General features: G+C 64.5%; 18 protein-coding genes. 7 read left to right on the plus strand and 11 right to left on the minus strand.

Features of this window, described 5'->3' with window-relative positions; all coding sequences use genetic code 11:
• Positions 1-6: 6 nt before the first annotated feature.
• From AC2S9W_RS01940 to AC2S9W_RS01950, 3 genes are read left to right on the plus strand one after another with little or no spacing between them, the layout of a single operon-like run.
• Positions 7-3,078 (plus strand): efflux RND transporter permease subunit, encoded by a 3,072-nt coding sequence (locus AC2S9W_RS01940; protein ID WP_322309567.1) that lies wholly within the window; start codon positions 7-9, stop codon positions 3,076-3,078.
• The gene (locus tag AC2S9W_RS01945; RefSeq protein WP_067113265.1) at positions 3,071-3,370 is read left to right on the plus strand and encodes a DUF3240 family protein; all 300 of its coding nucleotides are present in this window, start codon (positions 3,071-3,073) and stop codon (positions 3,368-3,370) included. Before AC2S9W_RS01940 ends, AC2S9W_RS01945 begins: the two co-directional genes overlap by 8 nt.
• Complete coding sequence (locus AC2S9W_RS01950) at positions 3,367-4,614, plus strand: TolC family protein (protein WP_067113263.1); 1,248 nt, start codon at positions 3,367-3,369, stop codon at positions 4,612-4,614. Before AC2S9W_RS01945 ends, AC2S9W_RS01950 begins: the two co-directional genes overlap by 4 nt.
• A 7-nt stretch (positions 4,615-4,621) precedes the next feature.
• Here the strand turns inward: AC2S9W_RS01950 and AC2S9W_RS01955 are convergent, their stop codons facing one another.
• From AC2S9W_RS01955 to AC2S9W_RS01985, 7 genes are read right to left on the minus strand one after another with little or no spacing between them, the layout of a single operon-like run.
• A complete protein-coding gene (locus AC2S9W_RS01955) occupies positions 4,622-5,482 on the minus strand; it encodes a class I SAM-dependent methyltransferase (RefSeq protein ID WP_067113255.1) in 861 nt (286 codons plus the stop codon).
• The gene (locus AC2S9W_RS01960; protein WP_067113254.1) at positions 5,479-6,963 is read right to left on the minus strand and encodes an efflux transporter outer membrane subunit; all 1,485 of its coding nucleotides are present in this window, start codon (positions 6,961-6,963) and stop codon (positions 5,479-5,481) included. Before AC2S9W_RS01960 ends, AC2S9W_RS01955 begins: the two co-directional genes overlap by 4 nt.
• A complete protein-coding gene (locus AC2S9W_RS01965; protein ID WP_067113252.1) occupies positions 6,960-8,084 on the minus strand; it encodes an ABC transporter permease in 1,125 nt (374 codons plus the stop codon). Before AC2S9W_RS01965 ends, AC2S9W_RS01960 begins: the two co-directional genes overlap by 4 nt.
• A gap of 6 nt (positions 8,085-8,090) precedes the next feature.
• Positions 8,091-9,248, minus strand: coding sequence for an ABC transporter permease (locus AC2S9W_RS01970; RefSeq protein WP_322309568.1), 1,158 nt, complete (start codon positions 9,246-9,248; stop codon positions 8,091-8,093).
• Positions 9,245-11,017, minus strand: coding sequence for an ATP-binding cassette domain-containing protein (locus AC2S9W_RS01975; RefSeq protein ID WP_067113542.1), 1,773 nt, complete (start codon positions 11,015-11,017; stop codon positions 9,245-9,247). Before AC2S9W_RS01975 ends, AC2S9W_RS01970 begins: the two co-directional genes overlap by 4 nt.
• A 1-nt stretch (position 11,018) precedes the next feature.
• The gene (hlyD, locus tag AC2S9W_RS01980; protein ID WP_067113539.1) at positions 11,019-12,050 is read right to left on the minus strand and encodes a secretion protein HlyD; all 1,032 of its coding nucleotides are present in this window, start codon (positions 12,048-12,050) and stop codon (positions 11,019-11,021) included.
• Positions 12,047-12,655, minus strand: coding sequence for a TetR/AcrR family transcriptional regulator (locus AC2S9W_RS01985; protein ID WP_067113536.1), 609 nt, complete (start codon positions 12,653-12,655; stop codon positions 12,047-12,049). The genes hlyD and AC2S9W_RS01985 overlap by 4 nt, the downstream gene beginning before the upstream one ends.
• Positions 12,656-12,892: 237 nt before the next feature.
• Between AC2S9W_RS01985 and AC2S9W_RS01990 the strand changes: the two genes are divergently transcribed.
• A complete protein-coding gene (locus AC2S9W_RS01990; RefSeq protein WP_293862207.1) occupies positions 12,893-13,264 on the plus strand; it encodes a LysR family transcriptional regulator in 372 nt (123 codons plus the stop codon).
• 134 nt (positions 13,265-13,398) lie between these two features.
• On the opposite strand, the gene AC2S9W_RS01995 is transcribed toward AC2S9W_RS01990, so the two are convergent.
• From AC2S9W_RS01995 to AC2S9W_RS02010, 4 genes are all read right to left on the minus strand, one after another.
• Positions 13,399-13,593 (minus strand): hypothetical protein, encoded by a 195-nt coding sequence (locus tag AC2S9W_RS01995; protein ID WP_067113527.1) that lies wholly within the window; start codon positions 13,591-13,593, stop codon positions 13,399-13,401.
• 545 nt (positions 13,594-14,138) lie between these two features.
• Positions 14,139-14,438 (minus strand): DUF736 domain-containing protein, encoded by a 300-nt coding sequence (locus AC2S9W_RS02000; RefSeq protein ID WP_067113525.1) that lies wholly within the window; start codon positions 14,436-14,438, stop codon positions 14,139-14,141.
• A 20-nt stretch (positions 14,439-14,458) separates the two neighbouring features.
• Complete coding sequence (locus AC2S9W_RS02005) at positions 14,459-15,403, minus strand: IS630 family transposase (RefSeq protein WP_486570737.1); 945 nt, start codon at positions 15,401-15,403, stop codon at positions 14,459-14,461.
• Positions 15,404-15,864: 461 nt separating this feature from the next.
• Complete coding sequence (locus AC2S9W_RS02010) at positions 15,865-16,077, minus strand: hypothetical protein (protein WP_486571560.1); 213 nt, start codon at positions 16,075-16,077, stop codon at positions 15,865-15,867.
• Positions 16,078-16,235: 158 nt separating this feature from the next.
• On the opposite strand from AC2S9W_RS02010, the gene AC2S9W_RS02015 reads away from it, so the two are divergent.
• The 3 genes from AC2S9W_RS02015 (at position 16,236) to AC2S9W_RS02025 (ending at position 20,339) form a co-directional block, all read left to right on the plus strand.
• Positions 16,236-17,504, plus strand: coding sequence for a tyrosine-type recombinase/integrase (locus tag AC2S9W_RS02015; protein WP_012049936.1), 1,269 nt, complete (start codon positions 16,236-16,238; stop codon positions 17,502-17,504).
• Between the two features lie 145 nt (positions 17,505-17,649).
• Complete coding sequence (locus AC2S9W_RS02020) at positions 17,650-18,048, plus strand: hypothetical protein (protein WP_226948734.1); 399 nt, start codon at positions 17,650-17,652, stop codon at positions 18,046-18,048.
• A 65-nt stretch (positions 18,049-18,113) separates the two neighbouring features.
• Complete coding sequence (locus AC2S9W_RS02025; protein ID WP_029994077.1) at positions 18,114-20,339, plus strand: TonB-dependent receptor; 2,226 nt, start codon at positions 18,114-18,116, stop codon at positions 20,337-20,339.
• Positions 20,340-20,492: the final 153 nt, after the last annotated feature.

A 20,492-nucleotide genomic window follows, 5' to 3' on the forward strand; every position in this document is an offset into this window, starting at 1 on the left:
CGGGCCATGTTGCGTTCGCTGGTCGCCGCCTCGCTCTCCTGGCGTCTGCTCGTCATCGCGCTGGCGCTGGCCGTTGCCGGGCTGGGCACCTGGGCCTTCATGACGCTGCCCGTCGATGCTTATCCGAACATCGCCCAGACGCAGGTGAAGGTCATACTGAAGGCTCCGGGCATGACACCCGAGGAGGTGGAAAGCCGCGTCATCACACCGATCGAGATGGAAATGCTCGGCATTCCCGATCAGGCAATCCTGCGCTCCACCGCCAAATACGCCATCGCCGACATCACCATCGATTTTGTCGACGGCACCGACATCTATTGGGCGCGCCAGCAGGTGGCGGAGCGGCTGTCGAATGTGATGCCCGATCTGCCCGCGTCGATCAGCGGCGGCCTTGCGCCGATCTCCACACCGCTTTCGGACATCTACATGTTCACGATCGAGGGGCCGCTCTCGCTGCAGGAGAAGCGCGAACTGCTCGACTGGACCATCCGTCCGGCGCTGCGCACCGTTCCCGGCGTCGCTGACGTGAACGCGCTGGGCGGCTTTGTCCGGACCTTCGAGGTCAGGCCCGATCCCGTTGCGCTTGCGGCGGCAGGGCTCTCCATCGCCGATATCCAGGCGGCGATCGAAAGCGGCAATCGCAACGATGGCGCCGGGCGCCTGAAAAGCGGCGAGGAAGCCCTGATCGTGCGTGCGGTGGGGGCGATCCGGTCGGTCGAGGATCTTCAGCAACTGGTCATTGTCAGCCGCGGCGACCGCATCGTTCGGCTCGGCGAGCTGGCGACGGTCGGCATTGGCAGCCTCACACGTTATGGCGCGGTCAGCAAGAATGGCCAGGCGGAGGCTGTTCAAGGACTGGTGATCGCCTTGCGCGGCGCCGATGCGCGGCAGGTGGTCGATGGTGTCCGCGCCCGCCTCGCGGAAATCGAAAGCACATTGCCCGCCGGCACCCATGTCGATGTTTTCTACGATCGGTCCGATCTGATCGCGCGCGCCGTCGGCACGGTCGAGAAAGCTCTGCTCGAAGCCGCCGTGCTTGTCGTCGTGCTGCTCATCCTGTTCCTGGGTGACTGGCGGGCGGCGGCGATTGTCGCTGCTACCCTCCCGATGGCGGCGCTCATCACCTTCCTCTTCATGCAGGGTATGGGCCTGTCCGCCAATCTCATGAGCCTTGGGGGCCTGGCTATCGCCATCGGCCTGCTGGTCGACGGGTCGATCGTGGTGGTGGAAAATATCGTCGAACGGCTCGGCCGGGCGCACGAGGAGGGAACCCCGCGCCTCAACCTCGTCTATCAGGCGGCAAGCGAAGTCATCGTGCCGGTCTCGGCCGGGATCGCCATCATTGCGCTGGTCTTCCTGCCGCTGCTGTCATTGCAGGGGCTTGAAGGCAAATTGTTCGCGCCGGTTGCGCTTACCATCGTCTTCGCGCTCGCCGGTTCGCTGCTGCTCGCGCTCACCCTGGTCCCCGTGCTTGCATCCTTCGGTCTCAAAAGCGGCCATCATGGCGAGCCGTGGCTGATGCGCCAGCTCGGCCCTCGCTATTGGGGGCTTCTCGACGGCGCCTTCGCGCGCAAGCGGGTGGTCTACGGGCTGTCGGCGGCGGGGCTTGTCATCGCCGGCATCGCTTATGGCGCGGTCGGCAAGACCTTCATGCCGACGATGGATGAAGGGTCGATCATCGTCCAGCTCACCAAGCTGCCCTCCATCGATCTCGACCAGTCGGTCAAGGGCGACATGGCCGCGCAGCGCGCGCTGATGCGCGTTCCGGAAGTGCAGGACGTGATCGCGCGCGTCGGATCGGACGAAATCGGCCTCGATCCGATGAGCCCCAATGAAACCGACAGCTTCGTTCGTCTGAAGCCGCGCTCCGAATGGCGCGGCGACAAGGATCTCATCGTCGAGGACATGCGCAAGGCGATGGCGGGCCTGCCCGGCATCGAGCCGAGCTTCACTCAGCCGATCGAGATGCGCGTTTCCGAAATGCTGACCGGCGCGCGCGGCGATCTTGCCGTCAAGATCTTCGGGCCGGATCTGGCGATGCTCGGCGAACTGGCGGATCAGGTGCAGCAGATATTGTCGAACGTCGATGGCGCCTCCGAAGTGCTGACCGTCGCCAATGACCGCGTCGATTATCTCCAGCTCGACATCGACCGCGCCGCCGCCGGGCGCTTCGGGATGCCGGTCGACCGCATACAGGATGCGCTGCGCGCGCAGGTCGAAGGCGCCCATGTCGGTATCGTCGCCGATGGCCAGAAGCGCGTGCCGATCGTCATCCGCGGCGACGAGGCGCTGCGCACCGATCCCGCCCGTTTTGCCGATCTGCAATTGCATACGCCGACCGGCATTATCGCGCGGGTCAGCGACATGGCGCGGATCGAGCGGACCGAGGGGCCGGTCAAGCTCGACCATGAGAACGGGTCGCGCTTCGCGCTGGTGCAGGCGTTCGTCTCCGGGCGCGATCTGGTCGGCTATGTCGACGAAGCGAAAGCCGAGGTCGGCGCGAAGGTCAAACTGCCCGCCGGCTACAGCATCGTCTGGGGTGGGCAGTTCGAGAACCAGCAGCGCGCCTCGGCCCGGCTGGCGGTCGTGATTCCGATTGCGCTGCTGCTGATCTTCTTCGTTCTGCTGGCAACGCTGCGCTCGATGCGCGCCTCCGTGCTCATCCTTGTCAACATTCCCTTCGCCATGGTGGGCGGGATCGTCTCGCTCTGGGCTAGCGGCGAATATCTGTCAGTCCCCGCCTCGGTGGGCTTTATCGCGCTGCTTGGCATCGCGGTGCTCAACGGGCTGGTCATGGTCACCTATTTCCGCCAGCTCCGGGCCGATGGGCGGAGCATGGCCGAAACGGTGCGCATCGGCGCCGAGCGCCGCCTGCGCCCCGTCCTGATGACCGCCAGCATCACGGCCTTCGGCCTTGTGCCGCTGCTGTTTGCGACCGGCCCCGGATCGGAGATTCAGCGCCCCCTCGCCATCGTCGTGATCGGCGGCCTCATCACCTCCACCCTGCTGACGCTCATCCTGCTGCCGATCCTGTTCGAGCGTTTCGGCGAAAGCGCGGGAGAAACCGACAATGGCTGACATCCTGCTGACCTTCCATTGCGCCTCGCATGACGCCGATAGCGTGACCGACGCACTCCGCGCCGCCTGCAACGCGCCGATCCATATCGCCGAGCAGGCCGTGCGCGGCTGGGACTTCGGCGACGCCAGCACGGCGGAACGGGTGTCGGGTCTGCTACGCCGCAGCGCGCTGGAACTGATTGTCGATGAGGACGTCCTGGGGACACTGGTTGACGCGGTCACGCAATCGAAGCGGTCGCTGCCAGTGCGCTGGCACGTAGTCCCGGTGTCAGCCCAGGGGAGGATCGCATGAGATCGCCGCTTTTCCTAGGGGCGCTTGTCGCGTTGCTCACGCCCGCCGCGGTTCTGGCCCAGCGCGCCGATTTGCCGCCGAGCGAAAAGGTTGCCGAAGCGCTGGACAATCATCCGGCCGTAGCGGCCGCGCGGGCACGGGTGGACGCAGCCCGTGCCGACCGCGACATGCTGGCGAAGGGAACCCATGAAATTGCCGTTACCGGCAGCTATGTTCGCCGCAGCGTGGACAGGGAAGGCGGCTACGACGAGTTCGACGCCACGATCGCCCGTCCGTTCCGTCTGCCGGGCAAGGCGGCGCTCGATCGCGAGGCCGGCGCTCTGGGCATAGAGGTCGCGGAAAACCGGATGGAGGATGCCCGGCATCAGACGGCTTTGCTGCTCTCCGGCTATTGGAACGATTGGCTGGTTGCCGGTGCGCTGTATCGCAACGACCTCGATACGGTGCGCTGGCTGGAAAAGGAGCTGTCCGCGCTGCGCCGGCGCGTGGCGTTGCGCGATGCGGCGGCGATCGATGTCGATCAGGCCATGGCGGCGCTGGCCCAGGCCCAGGCCCAGGCCGCGAACTCGCTCGCGGCGCGCGAACAGGCGCGTGTGGCGCTTGCCGCGAATTTTCCAGAGATACCGCTTCCCACCGAGCCGCCGGAAACCTCCGTTGCGATGGTGCCGCCGCAGAGGCTTGCGGCGATGCGGGATCTGGTGATCGAACGCAGCCATGAAATCCGCGCCGCCGAGCGTGAGGCACAGCGGCTGGCGGTCGTCGCGCGGCGTGTTCGCGCGGACCGGATTGCCGATCCGTCCTTCGGCGTCCGGCTGTTCAGTGAGCGGAGCGGCATGGAGCAGGGCGCGGGGGTCGTCATGTCGATGCCGCTGGGCGGCGGCCACAGGCGCGCGGCGGCGGACCGGGCTTTTGCGGAAGGCAATGCCGCGCAGCTTGAGCATATGTCCGTCCAGCGGACCGTGAGGGCCATCGCGGACGCCGATCTGTCCAGCGCCACCTTGCGGCTGGAGGCGTGGAAAAACACGGATCTGTCAGCGCAAAGCGCCGCCAACGCGCTGGTCCGAACCGAACGTGGCTACCAGCTCGGCCAGATCGACCTTGGCGACCTGCTCTATGCCCGCCGTCAGGCGGGAGAAGCGCGCCGGTCGGAGATCATGGCGCGATCGGAAGCGGCCCGCGCCCTGCTCAAGCTGGAGATCGACTCACATAGCCTGTGGGTGGTTCACGATGAGGATGGCGGTTGACGCCAGGTCACGCGCGGGCGCTCACCAGCCAGGCTTTCGCGCCCATGCGAACACCTTCATCATCGCAATTGCGCTCGAACAGTTGGACGAGGCTGCGGTGAACGGCCACGCGCGTGTCGTTCCCGCTCGCCCGGACGAGATCGCCGACCTGCATGCCGTCGAGCACGAAGCGGGTGGCGCTCTCGGGATCGCTGCCGGGTCCGCCGACGCGCTGATCCCCGGTCCAGGCGTCGAACGATATGTTGGAGAAACCGGCGCTTCGCAGAAGATCGGTCACATAGTCCTGCTCACCCAGCGCGAACGGACCAGGCTCGCGCGGCTGCGGCGTGGGCAGGTCGATATGCCGACGGATTGCGGCCATGACATTGCGCTGCCACGGATTGTCGGCGATCGGCGCCCACACCGCGATGTCGAGCCTTCCACTAGCACGCAGCATTCGGCGCAGATTGGCGAAGGCGGCATAGGGATCGGGAAAGAACATCGTGCCGAAGCGGGAATGCAGCCGGTCGAAGGGGGCTTCTTCAGGCATGGCCGTCGCGGCGTCGCCTTGTTCGAAGCGGATGTTGGCAAGACCGGCGCGCTGCGCCCGATCCGTTGCCGCCGCCACCAGTTCGGGCGATATGTCGAGGCCGAGCGCCAATCCCGTGTTGCCCGTCCTTTCGGCGATCCGCCTCGTCGTCCAGCCGCCGCCGCAGCCGATATCGACCACCTTCTCCCCGGCAACATAGGCTGCTCGCGCGAGCAGCGCTTCGCCGATCGGTTCGATCATGCTCTCGAAACGATCGAGCTGGGCAAGCCAGCGTGTGCCCGCTTCACCCGCCCAGTCGTGCGCGGCAGGTTCCTTGCTGTTCCCGTCAGCGTCATTCATTGCCCTTCTCCCACTGTGGCACCAATTGAAACGTGTTTGGAAGTCGGCGCATCGGGCAAGTCCCAGCCCCCACCGATCGCCTTGTACAACGCCACCAGTTGCACCGCCGTTGTGGCATGCGCGCGGGCACAGGCGGTTTCAGCTTCGTGCAGGAGGCGCTCGGCCGCAAGCAGTTCAATCCGCGCGATATCGCCGGCGGCAAAACGAGCCTCGGCGTGGCTGAAACTCCGGCGTGAAGCCTCGAGCGCCGTTTGACGACGCGCGAGCGCATCGCGTCCGGCGTCATAGTCGCTCAAGGCGCGCTCCGCGTCGCCCAATGCGGCCAGGACGGCCTGTTCATAGCCCAGCGCGGCCTGCCGCTGAACGGCCTCCCGCGCGCGTATCTCCGCACGTACGCGGCCGCCGTCGAACAAGCGCCAGGAAATGAGCGGCAGGATCGAGTAGCGGGTGCTGGAGGCGTCGAACCAGTCGCCCGTGCTAAGCGCCTGAAATCCGCCGCCCGCTGCGATAGAGAGCCTGGGAAACAGTTCGGCGGTCGCCACGCCGATCTCGGCGGTGCTGGAGGCGAGGCGCCGTTCGGCAGCCAGAACATCGGGGCGACGCCGCAATATATCGGCACGTTCCCCCACGGGCAGCGCCGGCAGTATGAGAGACGACGCGGTGGCATCGAGCAGCTTGAGTTCACGTTCCGGCGGTGAGCCGAGCAGGACACCAAGGCCGAGCACCGCCCCGCGCTGCCGTGCCTCTATGCCCGGCAGCAGGGCGTTGGCGGCGGCCCAGCGTTCATGGGCTGCGTCCACGTCGGCACCGGCAACATCGCCGAGCGCAGCGCGTCCGCGCATGAGTTCCAGCGTTTGGTGCAGCGTCGCCACCGTCGCCCGCTGCGCGCGTAATTCTTCTCTGGCGCCGGTCGCCTCGAACCATGCGCGTGCGACTTCGGCCGCGATCCGCATACGCACGCCCTGCGCCTCCGCTTCGGTCGCCTGCAAGCGGGCGTTCGCGCCTTCCAGCGCCCGCCGGTTGGCGCCGAACAGGTCGAGTTCCCAGGCCGCGTCGAAGCCGGCTTCGTAGATCGTCTGAGACGCATCGAGGCTGGGAATGGACCCAACGGGCAGCGGGCCGTTCTCGCTTTGCCGACGCTGGTTCACACTGGCGCCAGCAGAAACCGTGGGCAGTTGCCGGCCAGCGGCGCGGTCTCGCAGCGCGCGCGCCTCGTCGATCCGCGCGGCAGCTTGACGGATATCCAGATTTTGCGCCAGTGCGGTATCGACCAGCCTCTCCAGTTCGGGATCGCCCAGGGCCCTCCACCAGCGGGTAAGGCCGGTTGGCGCGGAGTCTGCCGCGACCGGCCGGGTCCAGCCGCTGCCGGTATCAACGGACGGTGGCGCGCGATAGTCGGGGCCGACGACACAGGCCGTCAACGAGGTGCAGCCGACTATCACCGCCGCAAGGTGCGGCCACCGATGGGGGATGCGTATCATTGCAGGCGTCCTCGAACGAAGATGGTGGCCATGGTGAGCGACACCAGGGCGATCAGCGCCAATGGCCAGAGGCTGGCAAATATGTCGCCGGGCGCCATGGCTTTCAGAAAGCTGCCTTCGACGATGATCAGGAAATGGGTGAGCGGAATCGCCTGCGCCAGCCATTGCAGCAGCATGGGCATGTTCTCGACCGGCGTGGCAAAGCCCGACATCAGGACGGATGGCACGCCGATCGCGAAGGCGCCAAGGATGGCTTGCTGCTGGGTCGCGCTGATCGCCGAAATCATCAGGCCGATGCCCACCACCGACAGGATGAACAGGACCAGGCTGACAAACAGCAGCGCGAACGACCCGTTGAACGGAATCCGGAACGGTCCCGCAGCAGCCGCCATCATCAGAAGTCCGAGCATGGTGCCGATAACTAGCGCCGGCAAGGATTTGGACAGGATGATTTCCAGCGTGGAGGTTGGCGACACCAGCAACTGGTCGAAGGTTCCCAGTTCGCGTTCACGGGCGATCGACAGCGAGGTTATGAGCAGCGCGCTGAAGAACGCCAGGATGCCCGAGAGGCCGGGCACGATGAACCAGCGATAGGTCAGATTGGGATTGAACCAGTTGCGCACCGCCACCGGCGTCGCAGGACCTGTGCCGGGGTTGGCCTCCGCGCCGACTTCGGCGGCGATGGCGGAGAGATAACTGGCGGTGATCTGTCCTGAATTGCTGCGCCGGCCGTCGATCAGCATCTGAACGCGACCGCTGTCTCCGGCAGCGATTGCGCGCGAAAAGTCCGGTTGGATATCGATCGCCGCGATCACCTTGCCCTGGTCGATCAGGCGTCCCAGTTCCTGACTGTCGGTCACGCGATAGACTTGGGTAATGAAGTCGGCCCGATCGAGCCGCGTGATCAGTTCATGCGACCAGCGGCCCGCATCCTGATTGTGCACGGCAATATCGACATTGCGCACTTCGAGCGTTGCGGCGAAGGCGAACACCAGCAGTTGCAGCAGCGGCGGCATGAACACCACCATGCGGCTGCGCGGATCGCGCAGGATGCTCAGCACTTCCTTGACGAACTGGGCTCGCAGCCGGGTGAAACTGAAATAGCTATCGGGTCGCGCCATCGCCGCTCACTCCAGGTTCTTGCGCGTGGCGCGCTTTGCCAGAAGGAAAAACAGGATGCCGATTGCGCCCATCGCCAACAGGTTCGGCACGAAGACGGCCCAGATGTCTCCGGTCAGAAAGACGGTTTTCAGCGAAGACACGAAATAACGCGCCGGTATCGCCCAGGTGATGGCCCGGATCGGCGCGGGCATCGCGTCGATCTCATAGAGAAAGCCCGACAGCATGAAGGCCGGCAGAAAGCCGGAGAACAAGGCGATCTGCGCGGCCAGGAACTGGTTGCGGGTGACAGACGAAATCAGCAGTCCCTGACCCAGCGCCGGCACCATGAAGGTGGCCGAAAGCAGCAGGAGCGCCGCCAGCGATCCGCGCAGCGGCACGCCGAACACGAAGACCGCCAGCGCGGTCGCACCGAGCGTGGCCAGCATGCCGAGCGCAAAATAGGGCAGGAGCTTGCCGATCAGGATTTCCGCGACCGATGCGGGGGTGGAGAGCACCGCTTCCATCGTGCCGCGTTCCCATTCGCGCGCCACCACCAGCGCGGTCAGCATGGTGCCGATGATGGTCATGACAATGGCGATGGCGCCGGGCACCAGCGCGCGGCGGCTTTCCAGTTCGGCGTTGAACCAGTAGCGCGGCTCCATCGTGACGACCGAGCGTGGCGTCTCGCCATCAAGCCCGCCCCGCCAGGTCTGCACCACGCCCTGCGCATAGTTGGTGACATAGTTGGCGGTATTGGGCTGCGAACCGTCGGCGATGATCTGCACCAGAGGTCGCGTGCCGCGATCAGCCAGGCGCTGCTCGAAATCCTGCGGGATCACCACCAATCCGCGCAAGTCGCCCGAGACAACCCGGTCGGCGACCTCGCGCCGGTCATGGGCGAAGGTGACGTCCAGATAACGGGTGCCGGCGAAGGCGGCGGCCAGCGATTGCGCCGAAGCAGACTGCGATTCCTGCACGACACCGATGCGCACCGCGCGCACGTCGAGCGACACCGCATAGGAAAACAGCAGCAGCAACACGACCGGAAGGGCGAAGGCGATCAGCAGCGTGGACGGATCGCGCATCGCCTGCAGGCTTTCCTTGAACACCAGCGCCCAAAGGCGCTTCGGATCGAAGCGGCGCATGGCTTGAAGGTCCGTTCGCAATCCGCCCGCGCCGTTCATGCGGCAACTCCGCTGCGGGCTTCGTCAGCGCGGTCCTCGGCTTCGACCAGATGAATGAAGGCGTCTTCCATGGTCGGGTCCGGCCGGAGATCGCTGACCGCGCCGCGTTTGAGGGCGTCCGGCGTGTCGAGCGCGATCAGCCGGGCGCGATAGAGCATCGCCACCCGATCACAATATTCCGCCTCGTCCATGAAGTGGGTGGTGACCATCACCGTCACCCCCTTGCGGGCAAGGCCGTTGATATGGGTCCAGAATTCGCGGCGCGTGATGGGATCGACGCCCGAAGTCGGTTCATCCAGGAACAGCACGGGCGGGCGGTGCATCACCGCGCAGGCCAGCGCCAGACGTTGCCTGACCCCGAGCGGCAGGGACTCCGGCGCCGCCGACAGCCAGGGTTGCAGCCCGAAGATGTCGATCATCTCGTCGATCCGCGCCTGCCGCGCGGCGCCTTTCAGGCCATAGACGCCCGCGGAGAACTCCAGGTTCTGCCGCACGGACAGCAGGCCATAGAGCGAGAATTTCTGCGCCATATAGCCAAGCTGGCCTTTGGCAGCACCGGTCGCCCGGCGCAGGTCCAGCCCCACCACCTGCGCTTCGCCGCTGGTGGGTTTGAGCAGGCCGCACAGCATCTTGAAGGTAGTCGATTTGCCGGCGCCGTTCGGCCCGAGCAGACCGAATATCTCGCCCTTGCGGACCTCGAAGCTCACCATGTCGGTGGCGGTGAAATCGCCGAAACGCTTGGTCAGATCGCGGCAGGAGACGGCAACGTCTGAAGCCAGTTCGACCGGCGGCATCCCTTCGGCAAGCGCCGATGTGCCGCCCGGACCGCCGCCCAGAAGATCAATGAAGGCATCCTCGAAGCGGGCAGGCACCGCTTTCAGTTGCGCGCCGACCCGATCGGCGAGCGCGCTAATTTGCTCGGTTCCCGCATCGGCGCGCAGCACCACGCGGACGCCGGCGCCCTGGATCACCCCGTCGCCGACACTGTCCAGGCTGAGCACTTCGGCTAGCACGGCCCGCCGCCGCTCGCCGACCTGTTCCAGCCGAAAGCTCCGGCTTGTAAGGCGCGCGGTCAGCTCTCCGGGCGGTCCGTCATAAGCGAGCTGCCCTTCGTTGAGCAGCAGCACATTGTCGCAGCGTTCGGCTTCGTCGAGATAGGCAGTCGACCAGACCACGGCCATCCCTTCGTCGGTCAGCGCCTGCACCATGCGCCACAGGTCCTGACGGCTGACCGGATCGACGCCGACGCCCGGTTCGTCGAGCAGCAGGACGGCAGGCCGGGCCATCAACGCGCAGGCGAGGCCCAGCTTCTGCTTCATGCCGCCGGAGAGCTTGCCCGCCAGGCGTCCGGTAAAAGGGGCAAGGCGCGTGAAGTCGAGCAATTGGGCAAACAGGTCGGTGTGCCCATCGGCATCCATGCCGCGCAGCTGTGCATAGAGGCGCATATTCTCCATGACCGACAGGTCTTCGTAGAGCCCGAAGCGTTGCGGCATGTAGCCTGTCGCAACATGGATGGCGTCATTGTCGTCCGCCACATCGAAGCCCGCTACCGTGGCGTGGCCGCTGTTCGGCACCAGCAGTCCTGTCAGGATACGCATCAGGGTGGTCTTGCCCGCGCCGTCCGGCCCGACCAGCCCGGTCAGTCGGCCATAGCTTATCTGCGCGCTGAGATCCTGTAACGCAGGCGCACTGCCGAAATGCTTGCTCAACCTGTCGATGACGACCGCGACATCGCCATTTTGCTCCTGTGGCGCGGTGGCGGGCGGCACGTCAGCGGCCTTTGGCGCGCGCGCCGGTGGCTTGTCCGGCTTCGACCTCGATCGTTACCGGCATGCCCTGACGCAGCGCAGCATCGGCATTGGTGACCACGATCCGCAGGCGATAGACCAGATCCGTGCGCAGATCGGTGGTTTCTACCGTTTTTGGCGTGAACTCCGCCCGCGGTGATATGAACCCGATCTGGCCTTGATAGGTCTTGTCGGACGAGTCGCTGCGAACGCGCACCCGCATTCCGGGCGCGATGCGCCCCAGATCCGGTTCGCCGACATAGGCGCGGACATAAACCGGTGCATCAAGGCTGAGGCTATAGACCGGGCTTTGGCTGACAACCATGCTGCCGGGTTCGCGCACCCGTGCGATGATTGTGCCGGTGCCGGGTGCAAGCAGAACCGTGTCGGCAAGAGCGGTGGCGGCTTGAGCCCGTGCTGCCTGTGCGGCGGCGAGGCGGGCTTGCCCGGCCGCGATGTCTTCCTTGCGAAACCCTTCGGTGGCTTGCGAATGCGCGGCCCGGGCCGCTTTGACACTGGCGGCGGCCTGATCGCGCGCAGTGCGCGCGGCATCGACCGTCTTTTGACTGGCGGCTCCCGACGCGAGCAACTGGCTCTGCCGATCAAAATTACGCTCCGTGTCCCTGGCGACGGCCAGGGCCTGATTGAGGGCCTCCTGCGCCTGCGCAATCTCCTGCGGCCGCAGCCCGCGGCGCAGTTTGTCGAGGTCTGCCTGTGCGACCGCTACGGCGGCGTCGGCGGCCGCGAGCGCTTCCTCGAACGGCTGCGCGTCGAGAGTCGCCATATGTGCGCCCGGCTCGACATGATCGCCTTCATCGAACAGCATCTGCGCGACGCGGCCGGACTGGCGGAAGGCCAATTGCACCTCCCGAATATCGACATTGCCGTACAGATTGAGGGCGTCGCCGTCGCGGCTGCCCCGCTGCATCCACAGCCATCCAGCACCGATGATCGCGATGACGGCCGCAATGATCAGGATCCGCTTTGTCGTGCCGGACAGGCGGATGTTCTTCATGATGATGCTCCGACGCCGCGCAGATAGATGGCGAACACGCCGGGCGCATCGCTGCGGATGCGGGTCACATCGCCCGCCAGCATGGATTGCATGACCAGGCCCTGGACCGTGCCGATGAACAGGGTGGCCGCGGCTTCCGGATCGAGGTCCGCATGCAGTTCGCCCCGTGCCTTTCCGGCGTCGAGCAGGGTATGCAGCCGTTCGCCATAATGGCGGATCAGGGTCTGGGCCATGCGCTTGGGAAGCGTCTCGCCCGGTCGCTGCAACTCCCCGAACAGCATTCGCGGCACACCGGGGTGGTCAGACACGAAATCGATATGCGTCATGAAAACCGCCTCAAGCGCGGCAGCCGGAGAGGCGGCTTCTTCGATCGCCTTGTCCACGCGGGCGAGCAACCGCTCGGTCACCCAGGACATGACCGCCTGCAGGATGGCGTCCTTGGTCGGGAAGTGGCGGAAGAGAGCGCCCTGGGTCAGACCCATCCGCTGGGCGATGGCCGTCGTTGTGATGTCGCTCGGGTTCTGTTCCGCGGCCAGGTCGACCACCGCCTCCACGGTCGCCGCCCGTCGCTCGTCAGCGGGAAGATGTTTGGAACGCCCATTCATTGTTCGCGCCTTCAAAAGAAAGTAATTTATTACTTTCTATCTTTTTCGTATACCAACCGCAAGAGGGAACCGCCGAGGGGCAAACTTCATGAACGTCAAGAGCGGGAGAGGAGAAGGCCTGAAGGTCGGTCACAGCGTGCCCGAGCGGCCTTTCGCGGTAAACTAAGGCTTCGAACCAATCGCGTTGCCAGCTTGATCCATTTGCGCGGACTGGATGTGAACGAAGTGAGTTGAGGTATGATCGAACTACGCCAGCTACGCTACCTGCTTGCGGCGGCCGAAGCGGGCAGTTTCAGCCGGGCGGCGCGGAACATGAATATCAAACAAGCTACGCTCAGCCGACACATCCTCGAAATCGAGAAGGCTTCGCGGCGCTCCTGCCAGTATTGGGCGCTGCCACCGTCGCCGTGCCTGATATTGTCCATGACTGCTTTCCTTTCTTCAAATCGCCAGCAGGGCGATGGCTGGGCCATCGCTCCTGCCTTCGCGTCGAGCAGCCGGGGGTGTGGGGGGCAGCAAGAATCTGCCGGAGTGGTGCGGACGGGCGCCCTGGCGCCAACCCGGTCCGGCCGATTGTTGTTGCTGGGGAGCGGGGGCGGAGCGCCCTGATTCCCACTCAAGAAAATGATCGCCGGGATACCGGCTCGGCCACCGGGCCGACACGACGGTCGATGGCGCACGCTGCTTTATGAAAGAAGAAAGCGCCCCGCCATCGCTGGCGAGACGCTCTTGCAGTCTGCCGGTTATTCCTCGATCTCGATCTCAAAGACAGTGTTCCATGGAAGGCAAATGGCTACATGCCTGTGCTTGACCGCAAGGACGATCCCGAAGCGATCGACGGCGACAAGGGTGGCCGCCTCATACATATCGTCCAGCGTTGTGACGTTGACGGTGGTAATCGCAAATTCGGCCAGCACCGTGCGGAGATATTCGAGCATCTTGTTCGTCCTTTCCTGCTTCGGGACCGCTCCATGCGGTCTCGTGGCGGTTCAGGGACCGGGAACATTCGGCGGCGCACCGCTGGCTCGGGGTTCCTGTCGCGCTCGCGCGGCGGGGTGGGCTTGCGGCCATCGGACGGCCGAAGGGCCGCTTTTTTGCTTCGCGATGCAAAGCGCGCCAGCACGGCGGAAAAAAGCGGCCCGGCGCCGTTGCGCCGACAGGTGGCCCCGGTCAGAACAGCCACGAGAGAGGCCGCGAGGGGCGGTCACGCAGGCAGGACGGGAGAGATGACGCTCCCGGCAAAGCCCGAAAAATCTGCCATCCGGTCTACAGTGCGCAAGACCACATGGAGGCTGTCCCTGGCGACGATCACGCCGTCATGGCGACGCACAGGAAGCTGCCGCATGGCGCCGGCGCGGCCCCAAGGCCGATCTCGCTTTCGATCGGTCCCGCCAGATCACGACGGCCGATACGGTTTCACCCGGCGCAGATCCTTTGTCGAAAATTGAGAGCGCCCCGCCTTACTGACGGGACGCTCTCGCGATCAGTCGACTTTCAACTCGAACTTGCCGGTTACCTTGGTCGAGACAAGCCGAAGATGAACGTCCGGCGCTAGGACCGGATTGAGATTGAATGAAGCGTAAGGCTTTCCGTCCCTGGCGGACTTGAGCCAGCCGACACCGAACTCGATGCTCTCATCGTCGGCGGCAACGATGCGATAGTCGGGCGACTTGTCGCTCGCCTTGTCGTCGACCCGGAGGATTTCCACCTTTTCGCTGGTGCCGAAAAACCGGATTTCACCGTGGAAGCCGCGATCGGTTGCCTTGAAGTTTCCGCAGATCATGTCGTTAGAGCGGTTTTCGATCAGTCTGGATCATAGCCGCACGAGCTGAAGTAGTTGGCACATTCGGCGGGCTGGAAGATGTCGACGAGCCTGCCGATGAGGCCCCACAGGCCGCTAACGGTGCGCTCGCCTGCTTTTCGGAGCATGGCCTTGAGGCGGGAAAAGGCCTTCTCGATCGGGTTGAAGTCGGGACTATAGGGCGGCAGGAAGCGCAACGTTGCCCCTGCCGCCTCGATCCGCTCACGGACCGCAGGTCGCTTGTGGCTCGAGAGATTGTCCATGATGACGATGTCCCCAGGCCGCAGTTCCGGCACGAGAACCTGCGCAACATAGGCTTCGAACCAGTCCCCGTTGATCGGGCCGTCCAGCACCATCGGCGCGACCATGCCGCTCATGCGGAGGCCCGCGACGAGCGTGGTGGTCTTGCGATGGCCATGCGGGTATCCCATCCGCAACCGCTCGCCTCTAGCGCAACGGCCGTGGCTGCGGGTCATGTTGGTGGCGGTCCACGTCTCGTCGATGAACACTAGGCGTTCCGGCTCCAGATCGACCTGGTTCTCGAACCAGTCGTGGCGCTGCCTCAGGACGTCGGGGCGGTCTTGCTCGATGGCATGCCCAGTCTTTTTGCGCGTCATGCCCCGCCGCGCGAAGAAGCGGTGCAGTCCGGCAACTGACACTGTCAGGCCCGCTTCGGACAAGGCAATGCGCAGCTCTTCGAGCGAGATGTCCTTGCGCGCCTCCCACAAGGCCAGAATGTCGACCGCCCGCTCCTCCACTCGGCGGGATCGCATGTCGCCGCCTTGCGGCTTGGGAGCGAAGCTGCCGGTTTCCAGACGCTGCGCCTGCCAGCGAATGGCTGTCGATGGCGCAACCCCAAAGCGCGCCGCCGCTCCTCGGCAACTCAGCCCGCCATCAATCGCCGCCAGAAGCCGCGTGCGCAAATCCATCGACAGAGCGTGACCCATCCATGCCGGCCTCCTTCACCAGCACAGATTCTGAATCACAAATCAGACCAGAGGGAAATCCCTCAGCGATTCAAAACGGTCGAAAACCGCTCTAGTCCTTTCTTGCTTCGGGACCGCGCCCATCGCGGCCTCGATGGCTGTCACCCGGACGAGGGACGACCGGCCCGCACCCGAAGGGCGGAACGAAGTGGCAGACGGCGGCGGACGGCTTTTTTGTTTCGCGATGCAAAGTCGGCTTGTCCGGCGGCGGAAAAATCCGTTCGATGCCGTTGCGGGAAGATGGGTGGACCTCGACCAGACAAGCCATTGGAGAGGCCCCGTGGGCGGCGATCCCGCGCAAGATCAGGGGTATGGTGAGATAATCGGAGGCGCTTTACGGTCACTGGTCGAAGCAATGTCAACGACGGTTCGGTATCACGAAGGAGCGTGAAAGCCGGGGCTTAACCAGCCCTTCGCCGATGCTACCGCACTGCTCCGATGAACGACTTTGGGGACTCCGGCTCGCTCATACCTTGGAATGCGTTGTAGCCCGGTTGTAGCCCAGCCCAAAAATGAAAGAAGGCCGCTTTCGCGACCTTGTATAACCCACTGATTTTCTTGAAGTTTTTGGAGCGGGCGAAGGGATTCGAACCCTCGACCCCAACCTTGGCAACTTCGATAAGCGGCTTTTCCATGCTTTCCAAGGCTACGCCATACTACGATTTCTTCAACAGTTCTTGATACTTAACCTCTCCTATCGTATCCTGCTGCTGGACGCAATTGGGCGCCGCATGGAGACAATTTGGAGACAATGCCCCTTCCGTCGGGCTTTGTCTCCAACTGGAGGATCACGATGCCAACCAGCAAGCTGACCAAGCGCGCGGTCGATGCGCTCGTGCCGCCGTCGAAAAAGCAGACCGTGCTTTGGGATACCGAGCTGAAAGGCTTCGGCGTGCGCGTGCTGCCGTCCGGCCTCAAGACGTTCATCGTCCAGTATCGCAACGCCGAGGGCATCAAGCGCCGCATCAATATCGCGCGCTATGGCGTGCTGACGGTCGATCAGGCACGCGACCAGGCCAAGCTCAAGCTGGCGGCCGTGATCGGCGGCGAAGACCCCGCCGATGAGGTTCGCCAGGCGCGCAAGGGAATGACGGTCGAGGAGATGTGCGACTGGTATCTGACCGAGGCTCGGGCGGGCAATATCCTCGGCCGCAAGAACCTGCCGATCAAGAAATCGTCGCTCGACATGGATGAGAGCCGCATCAAGACGCATATCAAGCCGCTCCTGGGCAAGCGGATCGTCAAGCATCTGACGATCGCTGATGTCGAGCAGATGCAGACCGATGTGAAGGACGGGAAGACGGCGAAGCCGCGCAGCGGCGGCCGGGGCGGCATGGCGACCGGCGGCGCCGGTGTGGCGGCGCGCTGCGTCGGCACGCTCCAGGCCATCATCGGGCATGCGAAGCATAAGGGCCTGCTGGACGCTCACCCGACGCAGGGAGCGAAGAAGCTGGCCGGTAAGAAGAAGACCCGGCGCCTGAACGTCGCCGAGATAGTGTTGATGGGCAAGGCGATGGCCTATGCGGAGCGCAATGGCGAGAACCCTGTCGCCCTCGGCGTGCTGCGCACGCTCTTGCTGACCGGATACCGCCGTGAGGAAGGCCAAGCGATGCACCGAGCCTGGGTCAATGGAGCCGGCGGCTATGTGGCATTCCCCGACACCAAGGGCGGCGCGCAGATTCGTGCGATCGGCCCTGCGGCCGTCAAGGCCGTCGAGAGCCAGCCGGTGATCGTGGGCAATCCGCACGCTTTCCCCTCGGAAGTCGGGCGGGGGCCATTCACCGCAGTCAGCGCCTGCCTCCAGCGCGTTGCCAAGCTGGCGGGGATAGAGGGCATTACGCCGCACACGCTGCGCCACACCTTCGGCAGCGTGGCGGGCGATCTCGGTTTCTCGGAGCTGACGATCCGCGCCATGCTTGGCCATGCCTCGCAGAACGTCACCCAAGACTACATCCACATCGACGAGGCGCTCAAGCTCGCCGTGCGGCGAACGTCCGACGAGATCGAACGGCTGCTTGCGGAGGGCGCGGCTAAATCGACACAACTCCAGCTTGCGGCATGAACTTCGGTGAGCCGCTCGACCCGGGCAAAGGGCATGTGTCGATGCCATCAAATGACAGCCGCTGCAATCCGACGAACATGGCCGTTAAACTTTTCAGCGTGTCGTATTCTCGACATAGTGGCAATATCAGCATAGACGACGCGACGTGACTGAGACCCGCAAATTCCTTGGCCGGCATCATTGGCTGTGCGCGTTGCTTCTGGGCGCCACGCTGATCGTAAAAGCCCTGGTGCCCGCGGGTTTCATGCCGGTCGCCTCGAATGGTGTGATCCTCGTCCAGCTCTGCTCGGGTCAAGGGCCGCAGACGATCGTCTTGGAGCTGCCGGGCAAGACCGGCGAACATGACCATGGGGAGCACAAAAAGGCGGAAGCGCCCTGCGCCTTCTCCGGACTGTCCTCGCCCACACTCGCGGCGACCGACGCGCTTCTGCTGGCGATCGCGATCGCTTTCATCATCGCGACGGGTTTCCGCCTTCCGCCGCGTATAGTCCTCTGGCGCGGTATCTATCTTCGCCCGCCCGCGATTGGGCCACCCTCCGCCTGATTCACTCAACATTTCCGCGTTGAACGGCGCCCAATCGGGCGTCCCATGTGAATCAGGATTCCGACATGACGAATTTGCATTTTGCCGCGCGGCGCGCGGCACCTGTGGCGCGTGCTTCTGCCGGCGCTACCGCTTTCAAGACCCGCCTGGCACGCGATATTGCTGCCCCCGCCTTCGTCGCAGCGCTGGCCTGCTGCCCGCTCTCGCCGGCCTTTGCACAGGATGGCATTGTGCTGCCGGAGGTCGATGTGGACTCGGCCAGCGAAGCGCCGTCGACGGGATCGGGCGAAAGGATCTCCTCATCTCGCCTCCGCAACCTTCAGGCCGGCTCGAGTGATACTGCCGCCATTCTTCAAAGCGTGCCAGGTGTCAGCGGCTTCGGCGCCGGGGGCTTTTCGACCCTGCCGGTGATCCGCGGCTTGGAGGCGCAGCGCCTGACCGTGCTCGTCGACGGCGTGGCGATCGCCTCGGCCTGCCCGAACGATATGAATCCGCCCCTGTCCTATACCGATCCGCAGACCGTGGGTGCGATCGACGTCATTACGGGCGTCTCGCCGGTCAGCTATGGCGGCGACAGCATCGGCGGGATCATCCGCGTCGAGAGCGCTCCGCCCCGCTTCGCGAAACAGGGCGATACGCTGCTGACAGGTGAAATCTCGGCCTTCTATCGCAGCAATGGCGATGGCTTCGGCGGTTCGCTTTCAATGACGGCCGCGAGCGACAAGAGCAGCCTGACCTATAACGGCTCCTATACCCAGGCCGACAATTTCAAGGGCGGTGGATCGCTGGGCATCGTGCGATCGAGCGAATATGCAAAGACCGATCACAGCCTGAGCCTGGCCGCGCAGGTCGGCAGCGGCTTGGTCGAGCTGAAGGGCGGCTATCATTTCGCGCCCTACGAGGGGTTTCCCAACCAATATATGGACATGACGTCCAACAAGTCCTGGTTCCTGAACGGGCACTATGCAGGCGTCTTCGATTGGGGCAATCTCGATGTGCGGGCGAGTTGGCGCGACACCGACCATGCCATGAACTTTCTCGCCGATAAGGGTGGGACGGCTACTGGCGGAATGCCGATGAACACCGAAGTCCATAGCGCCGGATACGCGGTCCAGGCCGAAATCCTGCTGGGCGGTGCCGGAACGCTGCGTCTCGGCAATGAATTCCAACACCAGTGGCTCAACGATTTCTGGCCGCCCGTCGCGGGAAACATGATGATGGGGCCGAATGCTTTCATGAACGTCAACGGGGGGAAGCGCGATCGTCTCGGCACATTCCTCGAATGGGAAAAGAGCTGGGATCGCGGGTTCACGCTGGTCGCCGGCATCCGCAACGATCAGGTCTGGATGAATACGGGGACGGTCGCGCCCTACGGCACCGGAATGATGCAGATGGCCGACGTGATGGCGGCCGCCGCGTTCAATGCAGCCGACCGCAAGCGGCACGATAGCAATTGGAGCGGCACGTTGCTTGCTCGATATGCGCTGTCGCCTCATGCGGAAATCGAGTTCGGCTATGCCCGGAAGGTGCGTTCGCCGAATATCTACGAACGGTATAGCTGGGGCCGCGGCGGCATGGCGAGCCGGATGATCGGGTGGTTCGGGGACGGGAATGGCTATGTCGGCAACCTCGCGCTTCGCCCGGAAAAGGCGGATACGCTGAGCGCCGCTCTGTCGGTTCATGGCGGCGGCAAGGATGGCTGGTCGCTGAAGATCGCGCCTTATTTCACTCATGTTGACGACTATATCGACGCCGTGAAGCTGGCGGACTTTACCGACACGGCGGGCAGACCGACCGCTTTCGATCAATTGCAATTCGCCAACCAGAAGGCGGAGATTTATGGCATCGACCTGTCGGCCGCCGTCCCGCTCTGGTCGTCCTCATCGGCAGGGAGCGCACGACTGACCGCGCGCGCGAGTTGGTTGCATGGCGAGAACCTGGCGGACCATGGACCGCTCTATCACCAGATGCCGTTCAACGCGGCGCTGGGGCTGGAACATAGGATCGGCGGACTGGAAACCCGGATTGACCTGACCGTCGTCGGCGAGAAGGATCGTGTCGATCCGACCCGCAATGAGCCGCGAACGGGAAGCTATGCGCTGCTTGACGTCCAGTTGGCCTATCGCATCGACAATGTGCGATTGACGCTCGGCGCGGACAATCTGTTCGACGCGGCCTATTATGCTCCGCTCGGCGGGATGTCGCTCGGGGATCTGAAGGCGACCGGCGTTCTTCGCCCGGTCCCGGGCCGGGGGCGGTCGGTCAACGCAGGCGTCACGATCTCGTTCTGACGACAATGCGTTCGGAACGAAAATCCTTGATGCAGGGGCGGGGGACAGGCGATGGCCTGTCCCCCGCCTTGTCGCAGCGTTTGGGCGCGGGTCTGGCTGCTGCAACGTGCTGCCTGGCTTTGCTGGTAGCTCTGGACGCCAATCTTTCAGGCT

Source organism: Sphingopyxis sp. 550B (assembly GCF_057401805.1).